The sequence below is a fragment of the Bacillus aerolatus genome (genome assembly GCF_009183655.1).
GTDB classification, from domain to species: Bacteria; Bacillota; Bacilli; order Bacillales; family Domibacillaceae; genus Pseudobacillus; species Pseudobacillus aerolatus.
Window position 1 is genome coordinate 41759 of the sequence record NZ_WEIO01000008.1, and the last position, 20521, is coordinate 62279.

Genomic DNA, 20521 nt, shown 5'->3' on the forward strand with positions numbered 1-20521 from the left:
AAGAGGGGGAAAACGAATGGCGGAAAATCTTATGCTTGCTTTTGCATTGACTTTATTGGCAGGTCTCGCAACCGGAATTGGCAGCATACTTGCCTTTTTTACATCTAGAACAAATACAAGATTTTTATCACTTGCTCTCGGCTTCTCAGCAGGCGTCATGATTTATGTGTCCATGGTTGAAATTTTTGTAAAGGCGAAAGATGCATTGACTGGTGAATTGGGAGCAGAGTTAGGAAATTGGCTGACAGTAGCCGGCTTCTTTGGCGGAATGATATTAATTGCGCTGATTGACAAATGGATTCCAAAACAAGGAAATCCACATGAGCTAAAACGAGTAGAGGAAATGACCGATTCAAAGCAGGCTGTGAATGACCCGACTTTGCTGAAAATGGGAACGTTCACGGCACTGGCGATTGCCATCCATAATTTCCCTGAAGGAATCGCTACGTTTACGGCTGCCCTGCAGGATCCGGCGCTTGGAGCGGCGATTGCGATTGCGATTGCGATTCATAACATACCTGAAGGAATTGCTGTTTCTGTCCCGATCTACTTTGCGACTGGAGATAAGAAAAAAGCGTTTAAGCTTTCCTTTTTATCTGGATTATCTGAACCCGTTGGTGCAATCGCAGCCTGGCTGTTTTTAATGCCTTTTTTAAATGATGTCATGTTCGGCGTCATCTTTGCTGGCGTTGCGGGCATCATGGTGTTTATCTCTCTTGATGAATTGCTGCCAGCAGCGAAAAAGTACGATGAAACGCATTTATCCATCTACGGGTTAATGGGCGGAATGGCTGTTATGGCGCTCAGCCTTTTATTAATTATTTAAATAGGATTCAATACTCCTTTTCAGGGAAAAGTTAATACTAAAAAGGAGTGTGGTCTACATGAGAAATGAAGACAAGCAAACGTCTGAAGGCTTAAATCAAATATTTGAGATTATCAACGCCAAAGGTGATGAAGCGGAATTAAAGAGAATCGTCAATAACGGCCATGAAGAAAATCTAGTGTGCAGCGATGAATTGTTTCATAAAGACCTGAGAGCCATTGTCGATGATACAGTTCGTGAAAACGAATAAACAAAGTGCCCGGTACCTCCAAGGTAGGTACCGGGCACTTTATTTTTATTCAGATGACATAAAAACTGGCTCCGTCTGCACGTTCATTAGATGGTTTTTTTATAAACTTAGCCAAAATGAGTTTTTTTATATTTTTCGGGCGGATTCTTTTCAACTTTTTCACTTTGGGGAACATAATAAGTACAAAGAGGTGAAGAAGATGTACAAATTACTGACTCATAATGATTTGGACGGCGTTGGCTGCGGTATTTTAGCAAAGCTTGCTTTCGGAAAACAAGTCCACGTCCGCTACAATTCCATTTCAGGTTTAAATCACGAAGTAGAATGGTTTTTAGAAAATGGTGATAAGAAGACTTTTTTGCTTATTACCGACTTATCAGTAAACGAAGAAAACGAAGAAAAGCTAAATGATTTTTATTTATCAGGAGGAAAGGTTCAGCTGATTGATCATCATAAAACAGCCTTGCACTTTAACGACTATGAGTGGGGACATGTTTTAGTTGAAGATGCTGAAGGAAAGTTAACATCTGCCACTTCGTTGTTTTATGCGTATCTGATCGAGCATAAATTCATTGAGCCTTCGGATACCATAGCAGAATTCGTGGAGCTTGTCAGGCAATATGATACGTGGGAATGGGAGAAAAACGATAACCAGAAAGCACGAAGGCTGAATGCTCTGTTCTTCTTAATTTCGATAGAAGAATTTGAAGAGATAATGATCGGCCGTCTCCAGCATAGCGAACATTTCTTTTTCGACGAATTTGAAGAAAAGATACTCGATATGGAAGAAGACAAAACCGAGCGCTATATTCGCCGGAAAAGACGGGAGCTAGTGCAAGCCAAAGTCGACGGCTTGTTTGCTGGGATTGTATATGCGGAATCGTATCACTCCGAGCTCGGCAATGAACTCGGAAAAGAAAATCCACATCTTGATTATATAGCTATTTTGAACATTGGTGGAAAACGGATGGGATTTCGCACGATTCATGATCACGTTGATGTATCTGAGGTCGCCGGGCGATATGGAGGCGGCGGTCATGCGAAAGCATCCGGCTGCTCGCTTTCGGAAGAAGCGTACAGACAGTTTGTTACTGAAACGTTTCATCTTATGCCGCTGCGGGAAGATGCCAAAAGAAACCGCTACAATGTAAAAGAGTCCTCATTCGGTTCTCTGTACGAAAACCGCAAGGGAGAAATTTTTCTCCTGTATCCGGTTAATGAAAATGAATGGGTAATTGACCATAACGATGAAAAAGTGGAGGACACCTTCCCAAGCTTTCAAGAAGGAGAAAGATTCTTAAAAAGAACATATGAAGCCTCCCTTGCCAAGGACGACGTTTTTGTCAGTTACTTAAAGAATTTGGCCAGAAAAGGTAACTAACATACGGTAATGTCTGCTTTTAGAACGTATGTTGAACGATAATCGTGAAAAATTCTATAATTGCTCAAGCAATAGTGGCTTTTCTTGTCATTTGTGGTACTCTTTAAAGAAGAATAGGAGCGATTGAACATGATAAAAATTGACATTCCACAACCCGACCTCGTGATTACTAAAAAGAACCAAGAAGGAGATACGAGCGAGGCGGAAATAGCTAGAGAGTACGGTTTTATTGACTATCATAAAATAGCCCGCGACAAAAGCGGCGTGTATATGTTCTACGATATTCATGATGAGTTAATGTTCGTTGGAAAAGCAAGAAAACTGAGAATGAGAATTCGTAAAAGTTTTGAGGATACAGTCTCCCCAATCAAAATGCATAGAGACGAAGTATATAAAATTGCTGTTTGCTACGTAGAAGATCCGGCAGACCGCGATATTTATGAAACGTATATCATCAATAAATTCAAAGCAAAGTACAATATTGACAAAGCGTTTTTCAGGTAAATCAAGTTTCTTTTGCCAGAGAGACTGCCTCAAAGGCAAATCTCTGTTAAGTGGACGCAGCGAAACAAAAAATAAGCAGGCATGGGAGGTCAAACTCTCACCCCTGCTTATTTTATTTAAAACGTTGACCGGCCGGTCTGTACTTTAACTTGGCGGATTGGTAAAATATGTCAATAAATATCCAACAGGTATAATACCTGTATCCGTTTGATAACCGGCAAGCGATACACCGAGTGACATCGACGTTGACTCTTTCGTGCCGTACACTGTTTTAAAGCCTTGGTGATGGAGGTCAACCGCATAATCCGGTTTCACATCCGCCCAGTCGCGGTTTAAATCAACCGTTACTGGTGTTCCGTTTCTGTCTTCTTTTGGCTGGCCCGCTTCATCATACAGCGTCGTTGTGCGCGTATTCATGATACTGCCGTCCGGGTTTTACATCGGAATAGCATAGTTTGCTGAAACATGTCGACAAACTCTTTGGCACCTTCTCTTGCCTTTCATGTAAATTTCTGTTACTGTTAAGAAGAATTATTTTTGTTCGAAGAAGAATGATAAGTAGAAAAACTTTTCGTCTGCAAGATTTGAGCAAGGATAGTAACATATATGTGTGCGCAGCACACGAGGAGGAAGCACAAATGGAACAAGGTAAAGTAAAATGGTTTAATGCAGAAAAAGGTTTTGGATTTATCGAACGTGAAGGCGGAGACGATGTATTCGTTCACTTCTCAGCTATCCAAGGCGAAGGCTACAAATCTTTAGACGAAGGTCAAGAAGTTACTTTCGAAACAGAGCAAGGTCAACGCGGCCTGCAAGCGACTAACGTTCAAAAAGCATAATTACTCTATCAACTAAATTAAACAAACTACGACAGTAAAGACTGTTATAGATGATCGACAACCCACTCTCAACTCTTAATTTGAAAGTGCGGTTGTCTTTTTTTGATTATCCCTCTTGCCAGCCAGCTTTAAATAAAGAGCAAAGTAAATTTTTCATCCGATTCCATTAGAGGTGATTGCTTTTGCGACACTCGTCGTCAACAGCAAGCATATCCTGCTTTTAAATGATCTGCCTGTTCTCGTTATTTGGCTATTGCCGACTATTATTGGTACTCCGCTTATTATTAAGATCGGAAACAAATACACTCCCAAAAAATAAATTGGCCGGCTGAATGACAGATCAACAAAAAGGAACGCCCGGCTTTTCGCCGCCCAAGCGTTCCTTTTCGTCTATTTTTTATTGTTTAATTATACCACACACGATGCGATCCCCTGCATCACCTGCCGGCTGGGATTTCCCATCATCCGGTTTGGCGTGAATCACAAGAGCTGATCCGTCATCATCAAATAAGGAATGTTTTTCGCCGCTGACTAGTGTAACGTTTTCCGCTATCATTTCTGCTTTCGCTGTACCGTCTTCGGCTACTTTAAGATCCGGCAAGTCACCAGCATGAGGTCCTTTTTCATGATCAAACCCATGCATCGCACCTGTTGGGTTAAAGTGTCCTCCAGCTGACTCAAATGTCGGTGCTTCACATTTTCCGGTTTCATGAATGTGGAAACCATGTTCCCCAGCCGGCAAGTTAGAGGCTTCAACCTTAACGAGCACCCCGTCTTCTGCCTGTTCCAATTCAGCTGTCCCAACTTTTTTGCCTTCGCTGTTGTTTAAATCAACCGTTACTGAGCCCGGAGTTTCAATGTTTTTGTTTTCTTCTTCGGCTGCTTGTTCTTCCGTTGGTGTTTCTTCATTTGGCTGCGTTCCTGTCGACTCATCTGCCGTTCCTGGATCACTTTCATTCGTCGTTGTTTCTTCGCTTGTTTCATTGCCTGCTTCTTCGGTATTGCTTTGCTCATCCGCAGCGTTGTCATTACCTCCGCCGCAAGCAGCTAAGACGAGCATCATCGCTAAAAATAATGTTAGAAAAAACCACTTCTTCATTCTATTCCCCTACTTTCCATAAAATATGTACATACACATCCACTTTACACAATTGAGAGAATATTTAAACATATATGGAGCACTTTCATTCATTAGACCTAATGGTGAATAATAAGTACGCTATAAAAGAAGGAGACCTTTTAAGTTTAAAGCGATTTTTCATGACTTTTGCCCGTTCATTTTTTACTCATTTACTTTTCATACTCTTCTAAAGCTCTTAACAAAGTCGATTGAATAGTTACATCGGAAAAATCAATGCCTAGCTGAGTAGCTGTCTGAGCCACTTCTGGGCGAATACCAGAAAGAACAGAGGCCACGCCTATTAGCTTTAAAGAAGACAATAATTGAAAAAGCTGATGAGCAACCATCGTATCGACGATCGGGACAGCCGATAAATCAATAAACAATGTTTGTACGCCTTTTTCTAAACATTGTTCAAGCGAAGATTCCAATATAACTTTTGCCCGGTATGTATCAATATCACCAACGACTGGCAGGACACCTATTCCCTTTTTGATTGGAATAACCGGGCTACTCAACTCAGTAATCATTTCCTGCTGGCACGCCAATAGTTTCTGCATTATTTTTTGATGATTCTCAGTAAAGGCTTCAATGATGTAATCAAATGTGCTATTCAGCGATTCACTCCAGCGCAGCACATCATGCACCGTAACTTCTTCGCCTGCTTCTTCAATGAATTTTCTTACAAATCTCCAATAAATTGAACGGAACACCCTAAATTGGGCAATAATTTCATGCATAGGTACGTCTTTCTTTGCCCGTTCTTCAGCTACTCTTATTGCCCATTGTTCAATACACTGTTCTTTTTCTTCAATGAACACATTGGTTATTGCTTCAATAAACGCACCATTTTCTTCGCGCAGCTGCCGTTCCACGTCAGGCGTACTATTCTTTGAATAAGTTGTACCATCCGCTTTGCTGCGCGTGCTCAGCCATTCGTTTGTTAGGCTTTCTTTGTTTTCTAATATGTAATCATATAATTTTTCGTTTATTTTCCTCATAATTTTCTTGAGCTCCTTTATTTATTCGATTTCTGCTTTACGAGCCACTTATATCATCAAAACAATTGTAAAGCAATAACATAACTTTTACTATGCATAACGCTTCGTAAAAACAGAACATGAACTCCTTCTTTAGGAGCAAAGCAAACAGAGAAAAATGATACAAAAAAGAACAGCCCATAAGCGCAATGCTGCACCTTATAGACTGTTCTTTTTTAAATAGTAATTACGCCTTTTTAGCGGCGGGTTTTTTTTTTATATTAACAACTTGCTCTTCACTTTCCTTACTTGTTTCCTTTGAGAGAAGAAGTAGTTCTCCTTTGAGCCCCTTATACGTCGAATAACACATAATAAGCATTAAGGCTGCGAGTGGTACAGCAGTTGCTACAAGTGCGGATTGCAAGCCTGCTAAACCGCCTGTCATAATTAAAACAACGGATATAGCAGCAATTACGATTCCCCAAATAATTTTTGTCTTATGCGCAGGGTTCGGGTTCCCATTTTCACTGATCATACCTAACACAAAGACGGCTGAATTTGCCGAAGTGATAAAGAAAATGAGCACGAGTACCATCGCTAATATACTTAGAAATACTCCCATAGGGAAATACTCGAAAAATTTGAATAAAGCAGAAGTGACATCAGTTGAGACAGCTGTTGCAAGCGCTGTTTCCCCCATATTTTGAATAAGATGAATAGCAGACCCTCCCATAACAGCAAACCAGAAGAATGAACCAAGCACAGGAATGAAGACGGCACCCATCATAAATTCTTTAATCGTTCTGCCTTTTGAAATTCTGGCTACAAAGCTGCCGACAAGCGGCGCCCAGGCGATCCACCAGCCAAAGTAGAATAACGTCCAGCTTGCGATCCAAGAACCATCACTATAAGGTTCTGTCCGGAAAGACATACTAACAAAATTTTGAACGTAATCGCCGACTCCTTGGAAAAAAATTTTAAAGATCGTTTGTGTCGGTCCAAGAAACAGCACAAAACCTAACAAAGCAAAAGCTAATAACATGTTCAGGTTAGATAAATGTTTCATCGCTCCTTGCAGCCCTGAAACGGTAGAGGCCACATAGATAAACGTAACGACAAGGATAATGATGGCTTGAGTATTAATATTCACCGGCAAGCCCCAAAGGACATTCATTCCGCTGTTAACTTGCAATGTGCCAAAGCCGAGTGACGTAGCAATTCCAATGACAATAGAAAGGATAACGACAACATCGATGACCTTTCCGAAAGGACCTCGAATTTTGTCTCCTATTAAAGGATAAAAAACTGAACTTAATGAGGCTGGCAGCTTTTTTCTAAACTGAAAGAAAGCTAAGGAGACACCTACAAGTGCATAACAAGCCCAGGCAGACACTCCCCAGTGTAAATAAACGAATTGCATGGCAAGCTTCGCCGATTCCTCGGAAGAGCCTTTTCCAAATGGAGGATCAATATAGTAGGAAACGGGTTCTGCTACCCCCCAAAATACGAGACTAATCCCGATAGAAGCACTGAATAACATGCCGATCCATGTGGCTGTTTTATATTCCGGGCGATCTGAGTCATCACCTAAACGAATATGGCCGAATTTCGACAACCCAATGTACATACAGAAAGCAAAGAAGATAAACACACTGCCAAGAATAAACCATCCTAAATTATTATAAATAAAATTAAGCGATGAATTTGAAAAATGCTCTAATTGATTTGGCATAAATACGCCAATACTAATTAATCCTAAGCTGACTGCCAATGATGCATAAAATACAAATTTCTTGCTATTCATCCAAACACTCCTTATAAGTCTAGTTGAAAAGAAACATCACTTTCCTTTAAAAATCCGACATTAATGTAAGCGATTTCTAAATTCAGAATATAAAATGTATATAGATCGTTAGTCAAGTTGATAATCGATAAGGCGCATCGGAATAAAAAAGAAATTTCAAAAAATTCAATCGGTATCGTATGAAGAAAGTTTCCCTTCATACGATACCGATCTATTCATTTTTACACTTTTAGATCATTAGAAGAGACTAATGAAGAAATGATATTCGTCACCCGGTCCCCCACTTCAGAAGTAGAAGCTGTTCCATTCATGTCTGGCGTCAGAACTTGATCTTCTAACAGAAGCTGCTCGATAGCATCAAGCACTACTTTTCCATACTTTTCATAGCCGAAAAAGTCGAGCATTTGGCTTGCTGACCAAATGGATGCGAGCGGGTTGCCAATGCCTCTGCCTGCAATGTCAGGAGCTGATCCGTGAATTGGTTCAAACATGGACGGATAGTCTCTCTCAGGATTGATGTTTGCTCCTGCAGCAAGCCCAATACCACCAGCCAGCGCCGCTCCCAAATCTGTTAAAATATCACCGAACAAGTTGGATGTCACAACGACTTCGAAGCGCTTTGGATCTTTGATCATCAGCATAGCCGCTGCATCAACGAGGTAAGAAGCTGTTTCAACGTCCGGATATTCCGCGCTGACTTCTTCAAAGACTTGATCCCAGAAAACCATTGAATAATTTAATGCGTTCGCTTTAGAAATGCTTGTCAGTGATCTTCCTTCTTTTCTAGCCGTTTCAAACGCATAGCGGATGATCCGCTCTGTTCCCTTTCGAGAAAATACGCCGTTTTGCAACACCACTTCATGTTCTTGTCCTTTAAACAGCCAGTCACCGGCGCCCGAATACTCGCCTTCACTGTTTTCGCGGATGAACAGCATATCAATATCTTCTCGTTTTACATCCGTTAATGGACAATGTGCCCCTTTTAAAAGTGTTACTGGACGTATATTAACATACTGATCAAAGTTTTTGCGGATTTTTAACAATAAATCCCAGAGTGAGATATGATCGGGGACGCCAGGAAATCCGACTGCTCCCAAATAGATTGCATCAAACTCTTTTAACTGTTCTATTCCATCATCGTCCATCATTTTTCCATGGTTAGCATAAAATTCGCAGCCCCATGGAAAATAAGTGAAGTCAAATTGGAAGCCTGAATCAAGCTCAGCCACTTTGTTCAACACTTTGACCCCTTCGTTAATGACTTCAGGGCCGATGCCGTCTCCGGCGATAACCGCAATTTTAAATTTTTTCACAGCAGCAATCTCCCTCGTTTTCAGCTTTGGTTCCAAACGACTAATTTCATTTCAGTCATTTCTTCCACTGCGTATTTGATGCCTTCACGGCCCGTTCCACTTTCTTTTACACCACCATATGGCATTTGGTCGACACGGTATGTCGGCACATCATTGATGATTACCCCGCCCACATGCAATTCTTGTGAAGCATATAAAGCGTTTTTCACGTTATTCGTGTATATGCCCGCCTGTAAGCCGAAGCGGGAGTCATTTACGAGCCCAATCGCTTCTTCTACTGAACTCACTTTGTTGACAACAACAATCGGAGCAAACGCTTCTTGGCACGACACTTTTAATGCATGATCCGCATCCGTAATAATCGTCGGTTCAAGAATGCCTTCCTGCAGTTTGCCTCCCGCTGCTACTTTAGCATTGCTTTCTTTCGTTTCTTCGATCCAATCTAATACACGTTCAGCTTCCCCTTTAGCTATTAAAGCGGAAATATACGTTTCTGGATCAAGCGGATCGCCGATTTTCAGCTTTTTCGCCGCTTCCGTAAATTTCGTAACAAACTCCGCATACACCTCTTCGTGTGCATAGACACGCTGAAGGGAAATACATACTTGGCCTTGGTTAGAGAAAGCTCCCATAACACAGCGGTCAATAATTTGATCGATATCAATGTCTTTGTCGATAATTAAAGCGGAGTTTGAACCAAGTTCCAATGTCGTTTTTTTCAAGCCCGCTTTGCTGCGGATGCCGATGCCAACACTTGGGCTCCCTGTAAATGTTACCATACTTACACGGTCGTCTTCCACAATTGCTTCACCAACTGTGCCGCCAGGACCTGTTACTACATTTAATACGCCCGCTGGAAGTCCTGCTTCTTCAAACACTTCAGCAATAAAGAGAGCAGACAGCGGCGTTTGTGAAGCCGGTTTTAAAACAATCGTATTACCCGCTGCAATCGCTGGTCCAACTTTGTGCGCCACAAGGTTCATCGGAAAGTTAAACGGCGTGATCGCTCCAATAACGCCAATTGGCTCTCTTACCGTATATCCGAAGCGGCCAACGCCGCCTGCAGCTGCATCAAAAGGAATCGTCTCACCGTAAATTCTTTTCGCTTCTTCTGCTGCAAATTTATACGTTTCAATCGTTCTTGCTACTTCCGCTTTCGCGAATACAATCGGCTTGGCAGACTCACGTGAAATAATCTCTGCTGCTTCATCTGCTTTTTCTTTTAATAGTACCACGACTTTTTCCAAAATTTCTGCTCGCTGGTATGCCGGCATTTTTGCGATAGCTCCGCGCGCCTCGTAAGCAGCGTCAATCGCTCTTACCGTCAGCTCTTTATCCGCCATAGCAATTTGGGCAATTTCTTCCCCGGAATAAGGGGAGTAAAGCGGAGCATACTTTGCTGCTTCTACTTTTTCACCATTGATCAATAAGAACTGTTTCGTCGACTTTACTTCATTCACTAATTTACTCATTGAGGGCCTCCAATACCATTTCATGAAATTGTACAATCGCTTTTTCTGAAGATGAATATCTGCCTCTATTAAATGCACGGGAACGGAAACCTATTTGCTCCAGCTCCACAAGTTCGATATCCTCTTGGCGGACTTGTTCAGCGAATGTCATTAAATCTTTTTCTTCCTGGGACAAGTTCTCATCACGGAAATAATATGTGTAAACAGCCATAGATGTTTCATGGTCAATCGGAATCATTTGAATCGATGCCATATTTCCAGGGCCTGGATAAATCGTCAGCATCAAATTCGGCCACAGCCAGAAGAAAGAGCCGCCTTGCATCTCCGCTTGATTTAAATCGACTGTACCGTAGTTTTTATCCGGTTTGACGACCGTCCCTTGAATGGAGTAATTGTCACATGTAGTAATTTGATAATCATTCATATCAAGTGTCGAAACGAAGTCCGGATGAGCTACATGGCAGTGGTCGCATTCTAAATAGTTATCAATATACGCTTTCCAGTTCGCTTTAATAAGTCGTGTTTTCTGGTGAGTTCTTTTCAACTCGCTTAAAAATGGGAACTTGCTCAGCTTTTCAAAGAAGTCTCCATATGATTCGCTTAACGGCTTTGCGTCGTCATCCAAGTTCACGAAAATTAAAGATTCCATAATTTCCATGCGGATTGAGCGTAAGCAGGCATCTTGCACACAAGCTGCATCTTCTCCCCGGAAATTCGGCGCTTTGTTCAATTGTCCGTCAAGCTTAAATGTCCAGCCGTGATAGCCGCACTGCAAAATCTTCTTATTACCTGACTCAGTTCTTTCCAGCTTCGTCGCACGGTGCGGACAAACGTTGTAAAAAGCACGAACAACTTCATCTTTGCCTCGCGTAACAATGATGGGCTCGTTTGCTACTTCAGTTGTAAAGAAAGCACCGGCTTTTTCTACTTGGCTAACGTGGCCGACTAACTGCCATGATTTAGAGAAAACTAGATCCAACTCTTTTTCATGTATTTTCGGGTCTGTGTACTTGTCATAAGTTAACGTTCTTTCAAATGTACGATTTGATGCATTTTCTACTTTGTTATAAGCCATGATTCATTCTCCCCCATAAATAAATGATGATTAAGCACTTGGTGACAAGGCTGTAAAACACTTTTTAACAAGCTTGTTTACAATTTTTTAATAATCTATATCATAATCCGGCTGCTCATTGAGTCATCCGGCTTGTACCGTTTTACAAGTAAACGGCTCATCCGCCATTTTAATAGAATCTGTTGGACAGCCATCAAAAGCATCCTCCAAATCCTCTTCTAAATCGTCAGGCACTTCAGTTATCCCTGTGTTGTTGTCAAGGATGGCAAAGGCGATTCCTTCATCATCATAGTCAAAGATTTCCGGCGCGGTTGCTCCACATGCGCCGCAAGCGATGCATGTATCCTGGTCAACTATTGTGTATTTAGCCATGTGGACTCCTCCTTATTTGTTACTCTGTATCCAGCTGCAGCGCCTTGGGGCTCGAGGTCATATGCTTGTCGTCCCAGAGCAGTCGGCTCCGCTTTTAAGTGTTAAACAGCTGAGCCGCTTTTTTCTTTTTCACCCATGATGCTTGTGCTGTGAAGCGGCTGCACTTTTGCACTTGGGTCAATATATACTTTCGCATTACTCACAGCTGTCGGTGCTTCTCCAAAGCCGCTTGCAATCAGTTTCACTTTGCCCTCGTACGTACAAATATCTCCCGCGGCATAAATACCTTCAATATTCGTTTCCATTCTAGAGTTGACGACGATAGAATTACTTTCTATCTCCAAGCCCCAATCTTTAATTGGACCAAGGGAGGAAACAAAACCATAATTAACAAGAACATCATCAACTTCAATTTCAAGCGGCTCTCCGCTCTTCGTTTCTGTTACAATCACTTTTTCTATTTTGTCGCTGCCGACAAGTTCAGCTGGAACATACGGTGTTAAAATTTCTACTTTTGAATTTTTCAATAGCTCGACACTATGCTCATGAGCACGGAACTTATCTCTGCGGTGAACGAGCGTTACTTTTGCCGCAATCGGCTCAAGCATCAACGCCCAGTCTACAGCAGAATCACCGCCGCCAAACACAACGACTTTTTTGTCTGCAAATTGGTTTAAATCTTGGACAAAATAATGAAGATTCGTTTTTTCAAACTTTTCTTCCCCTTCGATTTTTAGCTTGCGCGGCTGGAATGCTCCATTTCCAGCAGTAATAATAATTGCTTTCGCATAGTGGGTTTCTTCATTCGTTGTAATTGCGAACGTCCCATCCGCTGTCCGCACGATGCTTTCCACTGATTGCTCGAGGCAGACTGTCGTTTCAAATTGATTCATTTGCTCAAGTAAATTATCAACTAGCTCCTGCGCCCGCACTTTCGGAAAACCGGCAATGTCGTAAATATATTTTTCAGGGTACAAAGCAGACAACTGTCCGCCCAGCTGCGGAAGGCTTTCGATGATTTTCACAGATGCCTGGCGCATTCCCGCATAAAAAGCAGTAAATAGCCCAACCGGTCCTCCTCCGATAATAGTAATATCAAAAACTTTAGATTGGTTTTCCATACACATTCCTCCCTAGCTGTTATAAAAAAAGAGTTTGTTAGGCTTTCCTGCTCCACTAATGTTTTAAACAGTGAGACAATTATCGACAAATATTTTCTCTGCCGCCTGTCGATTTTATATATGCAATTGCCGTGCCAACATTTAAAAATAGTGCAAATAGGGAAAAAATTTAGATTTATTGATGAAAACGTTATCAAAATGAGTTATATTTAACTCATAATAAAGAATAATTAGTTAAAAACAACTCATTAACTTAAAGAAGAGGAGAATCCATTTAATGATCCGGACCGATGCCACAGACAATGTAGAGATGACATTACAAAGCCTTTTAAAAATTCTCGATTATTCCTCTGATGAAATTTTCGTTCTCGACGGCGAGAAGCGGATCCTTTATGTAAATCAAGCGTGCGAAAAGCATTACGGGCTTAAACCAACAGATGTGATCGGCAAATACAATGTTGAATTGTTTGAAAAAGGATACTGGAAACCCTCCATTGTTCCAGAAGTATACAAGAGGAAAGAACCTTGCTACATTACACAGCAAACATATATTGGGGCTGAACTGCTGACATCCGCGATCCCAATTTTAAATGACAAACAGGAAATTGAACTTGTCGTCATCACATCAACCGAGGCACAGCCATATAAAATAGTCAAAGCGAGAGAACAAACGAATGAGTCAAAAAGCACTCAGGAGCTAGAAGCAGAAAGCCGCATTGTTACTAACAGCGGCAAAATAAGAAAAATCCTGGAATTTTGCAAAAAAGTGGCACCAACTGATTCAACTATTCTTATTCTTGGGGAATCCGGAACAGGAAAAGGAGTACTCGCCCAATTTATTCACGGGATCAGCAAACGGAAAAACGGCCCTTTCCTGACAATCAACTGTGCAGCGATTCCAGAAGAGCTATTGGAGTCTGAGTTATTTGGCTATTCAAAAGGAGCCTTCACCGGTGCAAGTAAAACCGGTAAACCGGGACTAATTGAAGCAGCAAATGGCGGCACCATTTTTCTGGATGAAATCGGAGAAATGCCACTCTCCTTGCAGGCTAAGCTGTTGCAGGTCATCCAGGATAAACAGTTTATCCCTGTCGGCAGCAGTGAAGTAAAAAAAGTGGATATTCGCATCATTGCGGCGACTAATCAAAACCTAGTCGAAATGGTCGCAAATAAACAATTCCGGGAAGATTTATTTTACCGTTTAAATGTAATTGATGTTCAGCTGCCGCCGTTGCGTGACCGGAAAGAAGACATTATCCCATTGACCTATAGTTTTTTAAATAAATTCAATGAAAAATATAACGAGAATAAAGTCATTTCGGAAGAGTGCCTAAACATTCTTATCCACTATTCTTGGCCGGGCAATGTGCGCCAGCTTGAAAACTTAATTGAACGGTTAGTCGTCATTAGCGACTCCGTTATTCAGGTGGCTGATTTGCCGGACATCATCACTGATAATGTTGAACAAGTCACCCAGCTCGCCCTGCCTGCCTCACTTGATAAAGCGCTTGACGAAACGAAGCGGATCTTAGTAAGAAGGTCTTATCAAACTTACAAATCGTCAAGAAAAGTGGCGGATGATCTTGGCATCAGCCAAACGAAAGCATCTAAACTAATCAGAGAATATTGTACAGACCTAGTAAATAAAAGTGAATAAGCGTTTTTTCAGGACAAAAGCGTAAGCGCCTTGATCAGCCCCGACAAGCAAATGTTCTTTCCTCAAAGAAGTCCGCTTTTTGACTTCATTGAGGAAAGGTTATTTGACCTCGAGGGGCTAGGCGTTGAAGCTGGACGCCGATCCAAAACTCTCAAAGTCATCCACAAACTGCAAATTTATAATTTTCTAGACGACAAGAAAGAGGTTCTTCAAAAACTAGTTATTCACTAGTTTTTAGAGAACCTCTTTTTTAAGAATTGATATTCTATTCACTTGCTTTGACACGTTTCTAAGAGATTGCTTTACTAATTTTTTCTTGTTATTTTCTAGGTACATGTTGAAAAATGTCACCGCTCTCAAAGAATTCTATTAAGCGTTGAATCCAGTCATAATACTCTGTCCATTGTTTTAATTCAGCCAGTATTTCATTCACTGCTTCTTCATCCGAGGCAGTCAATTCACCTTGGGATTGAATTTGGCTCAGTCTGTTTTTTAGCTTTTGCTCAAAATATTTATTTTTATTAAGTGCTTTCTGCCAATTCGAAGTGAAAAGAGAAACGAATGTCTGGTAGTAATCTTGTTCTACTTGGTACAAATCTTTCCGTACACCTTTTTGAAACACTCTTTCTGTTATATTCAAGTCGATCATTTCCCGGACGACTTGGCTCATTCGGGCTTTGCTCATCCCTATTTCTTCGGATAATTCATCTAGCGTCATCGGTTCACGATTCATATAAATTATTCCCAGCACGCGTCCGACTGTTGTAGAAACGCCGAATGACTGCATGTTATCCGCGATTTTTTCAACGAACTGTGATTTCACTTTATTAATCTCTACTCGATCTTCTCCCACTTCAGTCCTCCTAACCTATTTAGTTACTAATTAAAACCTTAACATAATCCTCTCTTATTTCCAAAAGGCGCAAGCGTTGGAATCTATGTATCTGCTCTTGCTCGTTTTAATATCTACATTTCGGGTATATCTTTATCATATACATAACTTGAGGTGAACATTTATGAAAGTAATAAATAGTTACTTGTTTACGAAAGAAGATATGACAAACCCTGGTTTAGTCCCTGATTGGGTGATCGAGGAATATCAAAATTTCCATGAGGTGGTCACAGACCGGACCTTCCCTTGCACGTTTGGCATGGCTGCACAAAAAAAAGGAGAATTGCGCTATTCGTATATTAGCCACGATGACTGGTCAATGCTGCCGCAGGCTATCGAAGAGTTTATCTCTTTATTTGACGGCACGAAGCCTCTTACCCGCTACGGCTTTTTTTTGTTCGTCGAGCCGGAAAAAGTAGAAAAGCCGCTCACTTATTACCGCGAATATTTTTGGAATATTCTTCAGTACTTACATGAAGTAGACACGAAACCATGGCCGGCCGATTACCCGAAAGATCCCGACCATCATCTATGGGCGTTTTCTTTCGCTGAAGAACCATTTTTCGTCTTTGGTAATACTCCCGCTTACAAACAGCGTAAAACGAGAGACCTTGGCAACAGCTTAATCCTCGGATTCCAGCCGCGAAGAATTTTTGAAGGGCTGGAAGGCACCTCTCCAGGCGGGATTATGTCCCGGGAAAAAGTAAGAGAACGAGTTGAAAAATGGGACCAGCTTCCGAAGCATCCCAACATCAGCCACTACGGAGACCCCGAGCATCGGGAGTGGAAGCAATATTTCATTGGGGATGACATTAAGCCTATAGAAGGCAAATGCCCATTTCATCATAAATAAGGAAATTTCATCGCAGCTTGCAGAGAATAAATTCTCTGCAAGCTTTTTTACTGGCTGATGAAATATCAATACCTGCTTCGCTCATTACCTTGACAGTATTTAGACCTAAACACTGAAAATTCAATATATTTCAAATATTTTTGACATTTGATTTATCGGGTGCTATGCTTAGGCTAATTGAAGAGGAAGTCCACTAGGGGTGCTGATAAGGCTGAGATAAGATGTTTCTTTATCCCTTCGAACCTGATCTAGTTAATACTAGCGTAGGAAAGTGGAGCCGGCTGAGTTTGCTTGTCAAGCTTACTATTTGTTACCTGCATTTTGATTGCCGCAGTTTCGCGGACAATCAAGTTTATGTATATAAACAAAGCCGCTCCATTTTGGGGCGGCTATTGTTGTTGTCTCCAATCCTCCGGTGGAACTTCTTTCTTCAACAAAAAAAGGGGGAATAATTCATGAGTTTTTCACAGCAATTACGTCAAGAAGCCGATCATATTTTCGAGGCATGTTACAACCATCCATTTGTTCAAGGAATAGCTAAAGGACATTTAGCAAAGGAACAATTGATTCATTATGTTAAACAAGATTTTGAGTATTTAAATGCGATGATTCAAGCTCGTGCGTTAGGAATGGCAAAATGTACGGCTCGTGAAGACATGGAATTATTTAATACGAGTATTGGCTATATTTTAAACAGTGAAATTCATCCGCATAATAACTTTTGCCAAGTTGCCGGGGTGAATTATGAAGATCTACAAGGGTACCAGCTCGCGCCGACTGCGCAGCATTACACGAGACATATGCTAAGTGCTTCTCAAGCGGGCACTCTCGGTGAAATTATCGCTGTTACTCTGCCTTGCCCATGGGTGTACCTATATATTGGCGAAAAAATCATGAAAGAATATCAACCTGACAACACCCATCCATTTTACGAATGGATTGCCTTCTATGGTGCCCAAGAAGAGCCAAGAATGAATGCATACCTCCATAGACTGGATGAACTGGCTGAACGGGCGCCGAAAGAGGAAAAAGCACGAATGAAAGAACACTTTATGCTAAGCTCCCAACTTGAATATATGTTCTTTGATATGGCTTATAAACTGGAAGATTGGCCGGTACAGAAAGAAAGCATCGGTGCAGCTGACTAACCGATAAAGCAAGAATTTAATTGTCTTAAAAGTGGCGATGGTGCTGTCCCAAAAGTCGATGCTTAAAGGACTTTTGGAACAACCCCATCATAGTAAACAGATAGCCGATTACAAAAGAATTCGCGTTATTGAAGTAAAAGAATAAAAAACTGCAGTTCCATTAAACTGAAGGAAACTGCAGCCTGGATCCTGCTATACTTCTTCTTTTGCCAGCGGCGTTTGAACATCTTGATTGACCGGCAGAGCCGTTTTTTTCTTTGTGTGCCATAAATGATAATATAGATAGCATGCGCCCACAAATCCGAAGCCCCAATAAAGCGATGTTCGCTGGGTCGGATCAAATGCAGTGAAGACAAATATAGAAAAACACATAATGATACAAAGGATTGGAACGAACGGGTAAAGCCGAACTCTAAATTTCAACTCTTCCACTTTGCCGCCTTCCTTAACATATTGCTTACGGAATCTTATTTGTGCATAGGCGATGGACATCCATGTCAAGGTACCGCCGATCCCGCTGATCGCGAGCAAGACGACAAAAAGCGTATCCGCTGCCACAAAACTCGTTAGCAAAGAAACTAATGCAAAGCCTAATGTAACCAATAAAGCATTAGACGGCACACCCCGCTTGTTTAATTTCGTAAATAGTTTCGGAGCCATTCCGCTCTCTGACAAAGAATATAGGATGCGCGTGCAGGCAAACAACCCCGTGTTTCCCACTGAAAGAATAGCGGTCAAAATAACGAAGTTCATAATATCGGCCGCATAAGGGATGCCTACCATGTCAAATACAGTAACAAATGGACTTTCAAGAACCCCTGCCTCTTGCCATGGAACGAGTGCCGACAAAACAAAAATAGCCAGCACATAAAATAAGAGAACGCGAATGACGATCGTGCGAATCGCTTTTGGGATACTTTTTTCAGGGTCTTCCGTCTCACCAGCAGCTACTCCCATAATTTCCGATCCTTGAAAAGCGTAAATGACTGTCATCATCGATATAAACACACCGACCATTCCAGCCGGAAGTAAGCCATCTCCGATAAAATTAGATAAAAACGGAGCCGGCTCACTTTCCATACTGATCAAGCCAAATGTCGCTCCAAGACCTACGATGATAAATAGAATGACCGCAAGAACCTTAATCCCCGCAAACCAGTATTCCGTTTCGGCAAAGCTTCTCGTCGCAAGTGAATTGATCGAGAAAAGCAAGATAACAAACAAGGCGCACCAAATCCAGACAGGGACGTCCGGAAACCACCTCTTCATCAGCATACCTGCTGCGACAAACTCAAGCCCTACATAAAGCGCCCAGCTTAGCCAGTACACCCATCCAATCACAAAGCCAGTTGCCGGTCCGATAAACTTTGTCGCGTGAGCTTGGAAAGACCCCGATACGGGCATGACGACAGATAATTCTCCTAAGCATACCATAGCCAAAAACATAAGCAGCCCGCCGACAAGATAAGCCAATATCGCGCCTGCCGGACCTGCTTCGCCGATTGCATAACCGGAACCTAAAAACAATCCTGTTCCAATAATGCCTCCCAGCGACATCATAAATAAATGCCGGCTCTTCATGGCTCTCTTTAACTGAGGCTGACTTTCCTGGTTAATTGCCATACACATTCCCCCATCTTCCATACAAGTATCTTGCAAATAAATTAAAGGAAGCGTTTACAATAAAGGACAGCGTTTTTTCTTTTCCTCACAAAGTATTGGAAGACTTGGCAGGCTGCAGCGGCAAAGAAGCTTCTAAATCCTTTTGCAAAAGCAAATGAAATTGATGTACAAGGTTTTCTGTGAGTGAAAATCTTCCTTGTGTGTGAACTCCTGTTTCAATTCCTTTTTGAACAACCTCACAAATGTCGAGATCTTCTTTCCTCACTAATTCATCTATTGCCATTAACTCTTCCTCTTCTTTTGTCACGACATCTGTTTTAAAGAAAGTCGTATACACATATTTCGTTGTTCTGTGATCAATCGGAATCGATTGATGGATAGAAAGGTTGGCAGGCCCCGGGTCAAATGAGAACCACGTGTTCGGGTAAAGCCAGTAGTATCGCCCTCCCTGTCCTAAAGCAAAATCACCGGCGACCCCCTTAAGCGGCGTACCTTGATAAGAATAATTTTCATACATAGCCATCTCATAAAGATTCATATCCAATTTGGAAACGAGTGCTTTGTGGACAATTGAGCAATGATCACACTCAAGATAATTATCTATGCCAATTTTCCAATTGGATTGACAAATGGTTTCTTTTACCCGAACTCGCTTAAAACTGCCCATATCATATTTTTTCACATGGTTAAATAAATCGGGGAACAATACGGACATGGACTCGGCTTCTGGATCTAGGTTGATAAAAATAAAGGATTCAAAAATCTCCAATTTTATTTTTTTTAAGCAAAAGTCTTGGTGATCAAAATTTTCAACTCCATCCATATTAGGAGCTCTATTCAGTGAGCCGTCTAACCGAAACGTCCACGCATGGTAAGGGCAGGCGAAAACAGCTTTGTTGCCTTCCCCTTCAACAAGTTTGGCAGCCCGGTGAGTACACACGTTATAAAAAGCACGAAGTTCCCCATCTTGTCCATAAGAAACAATGACGGGACGATCAGCTACTTCTGTCGTGATATAATCCCCCGGTTTCGTAAACTGGCTCGTATGACCAACGTATTGCCACGTTTTGCTGAATATCTCTCTTTTTTCAACTTCCAAAACTTCCGGCTTCGTATAAAGCCACGACGGCAAAGTATGTGCTTCACTTAATTTTTCACTTATTCTTACTTCTGCTTTCGCCAATTACATAGCCCCCAATCGTCTATATTTGTTTCAAAAACAAACTATACTTACTTGAATTAATTTTATATTAAGAATATTCCGAATTATATGTGCGATCTAACTGAAAAT

Annotated in this window: 20 protein-coding genes and 1 riboswitch; of the genes, 8 read left to right on the top strand and 12 right to left on the bottom strand. The window is 41.5% G+C overall.

Features of this window, described 5'->3' with window-relative positions:
- The first annotated feature begins 16 nt into the window (after nt 1-16).
- The 4 genes from zupT (at nt 17) to F9802_RS13365 (ending at nt 2961) form a co-directional block, all read left to right on the top strand.
- The gene (gene zupT, locus F9802_RS13350) at nt 17-826 is read left to right on the top strand and encodes a zinc transporter ZupT (RefSeq protein ID WP_152152767.1); all 810 of its coding nucleotides are present in this window, start codon (nt 17-19) and stop codon (nt 824-826) included.
- Between the two features lie 58 nt (nt 827-884).
- Nucleotides 885-1076, top strand: a complete 192-nt coding sequence (locus F9802_RS13355) for a hypothetical protein (protein ID WP_152152769.1) — start codon at nt 885-887, stop codon at nt 1074-1076.
- Nucleotides 1077-1275: 199 nt separating this feature from the next.
- Nucleotides 1276-2457: a DHH family phosphoesterase gene (locus F9802_RS13360; protein WP_152152771.1), complete on the top strand. Its 1182-nt coding sequence runs from the start codon at nt 1276-1278 to the stop codon at nt 2455-2457.
- A 129-nt stretch (nt 2458-2586) separates the two neighbouring features.
- The gene (locus F9802_RS13365; RefSeq protein ID WP_152152773.1) at nt 2587-2961 is read left to right on the top strand and encodes a nucleotide excision repair endonuclease; all 375 of its coding nucleotides are present in this window, start codon (nt 2587-2589) and stop codon (nt 2959-2961) included.
- A gap of 144 nt (nt 2962-3105) precedes the next feature.
- On the opposite strand, the gene F9802_RS13370 is transcribed toward F9802_RS13365, so the two are convergent.
- A complete protein-coding gene (locus F9802_RS13370) occupies nt 3106-3378 on the bottom strand; it encodes a hypothetical protein (RefSeq protein WP_152152775.1) in 273 nt (90 codons plus the stop codon).
- A gap of 221 nt (nt 3379-3599) precedes the next feature.
- On the opposite strand from F9802_RS13370, the gene F9802_RS13375 reads away from it, so the two are divergent.
- Complete coding sequence (locus F9802_RS13375; RefSeq protein WP_152152777.1) at nt 3600-3800, top strand: cold-shock protein; 201 nt, start codon at nt 3600-3602, stop codon at nt 3798-3800.
- 397 nt (nt 3801-4197) lie between these two features.
- Here the strand turns inward: F9802_RS13375 and F9802_RS13385 are convergent, their stop codons facing one another.
- The 8 genes from F9802_RS13385 to F9802_RS13420 all read right to left on the bottom strand — a co-directional run bounded on the left by F9802_RS13385 (nt 4198) and on the right by F9802_RS13420 (nt 13057).
- Nucleotides 4198-4899: a superoxide dismutase family protein gene (locus tag F9802_RS13385; protein WP_152152779.1), complete on the bottom strand. Its 702-nt coding sequence runs from the start codon at nt 4897-4899 to the stop codon at nt 4198-4200.
- A 191-nt stretch (nt 4900-5090) separates the two neighbouring features.
- Nucleotides 5091-5921, bottom strand: a complete 831-nt coding sequence (locus F9802_RS13390) for an STAS domain-containing protein (protein ID WP_152152781.1) — start codon at nt 5919-5921, stop codon at nt 5091-5093.
- A 226-nt stretch (nt 5922-6147) separates the two neighbouring features.
- Nucleotides 6148-7704, bottom strand: coding sequence for a BCCT family transporter (locus F9802_RS13395; RefSeq protein WP_152152783.1), 1557 nt, complete (start codon nt 7702-7704; stop codon nt 6148-6150).
- Nucleotides 7705-7925: 221 nt separating this feature from the next.
- Nucleotides 7926-9017 (bottom strand): tartrate dehydrogenase, encoded by a 1092-nt coding sequence (locus F9802_RS13400; RefSeq protein WP_152152785.1) that lies wholly within the window; start codon nt 9015-9017, stop codon nt 7926-7928.
- A gap of 20 nt (nt 9018-9037) precedes the next feature.
- On the bottom strand, nt 9038-10489 hold the full coding sequence (locus F9802_RS13405) for an aldehyde dehydrogenase family protein (RefSeq protein ID WP_152152787.1): 1452 nt from the start codon (nt 10487-10489) through the stop codon (nt 9038-9040).
- Nucleotides 10482-11564 (bottom strand): aromatic ring-hydroxylating oxygenase subunit alpha, encoded by a 1083-nt coding sequence (locus F9802_RS13410; RefSeq protein ID WP_152152789.1) that lies wholly within the window; start codon nt 11562-11564, stop codon nt 10482-10484. The genes F9802_RS13405 and F9802_RS13410 overlap by 8 nt, the downstream gene beginning before the upstream one ends.
- A 123-nt stretch (nt 11565-11687) precedes the next feature.
- The gene (locus F9802_RS13415) at nt 11688-11936 is read right to left on the bottom strand and encodes a ferredoxin (RefSeq protein ID WP_152152791.1); all 249 of its coding nucleotides are present in this window, start codon (nt 11934-11936) and stop codon (nt 11688-11690) included.
- Between the two features lie 101 nt (nt 11937-12037).
- Nucleotides 12038-13057, bottom strand: coding sequence for an NAD(P)/FAD-dependent oxidoreductase (locus F9802_RS13420; RefSeq protein ID WP_152152793.1), 1020 nt, complete (start codon nt 13055-13057; stop codon nt 12038-12040).
- Nucleotides 13058-13334: 277 nt separating this feature from the next.
- On the opposite strand from F9802_RS13420, the gene F9802_RS13425 reads away from it, so the two are divergent.
- Complete coding sequence (locus F9802_RS13425) at nt 13335-14714, top strand: sigma-54 interaction domain-containing protein (protein ID WP_152152795.1); 1380 nt, start codon at nt 13335-13337, stop codon at nt 14712-14714.
- Between the two features lie 319 nt (nt 14715-15033).
- Here the strand turns inward: F9802_RS13425 and F9802_RS13430 are convergent, their stop codons facing one another.
- Entirely contained in the window at nt 15034-15567 is a 534-nt protein-coding gene (locus F9802_RS13430) for a GbsR/MarR family transcriptional regulator (protein WP_152152797.1), read from the bottom strand.
- A 163-nt stretch (nt 15568-15730) separates the two neighbouring features.
- On the opposite strand from F9802_RS13430, the gene F9802_RS13435 reads away from it, so the two are divergent.
- Entirely contained in the window at nt 15731-16459 is a 729-nt protein-coding gene (locus tag F9802_RS13435) for a YqcI/YcgG family protein (RefSeq protein ID WP_152152799.1), read from the top strand.
- A gap of 185 nt (nt 16460-16644) precedes the next feature.
- Nucleotides 16645-16746: riboswitch (TPP riboswitch) on the top strand.
- 168 nt (nt 16747-16914) lie between these two features.
- The gene (gene tenA, locus F9802_RS13440) at nt 16915-17607 is read left to right on the top strand and encodes a thiaminase II (protein ID WP_152152801.1); all 693 of its coding nucleotides are present in this window, start codon (nt 16915-16917) and stop codon (nt 17605-17607) included.
- Between the two features lie 192 nt (nt 17608-17799).
- Here the strand turns inward: tenA and F9802_RS13445 are convergent, their stop codons facing one another.
- Nucleotides 17800-19230, bottom strand: a complete 1431-nt coding sequence (locus tag F9802_RS13445) for an amino acid permease (protein ID WP_152152803.1) — start codon at nt 19228-19230, stop codon at nt 17800-17802.
- Between the two features lie 85 nt (nt 19231-19315).
- Nucleotides 19316-20413: an aromatic ring-hydroxylating oxygenase subunit alpha gene (locus F9802_RS13450; RefSeq protein WP_152152805.1), complete on the bottom strand. Its 1098-nt coding sequence runs from the start codon at nt 20411-20413 to the stop codon at nt 19316-19318.
- Nucleotides 20414-20521: the final 108 nt, after the last annotated feature.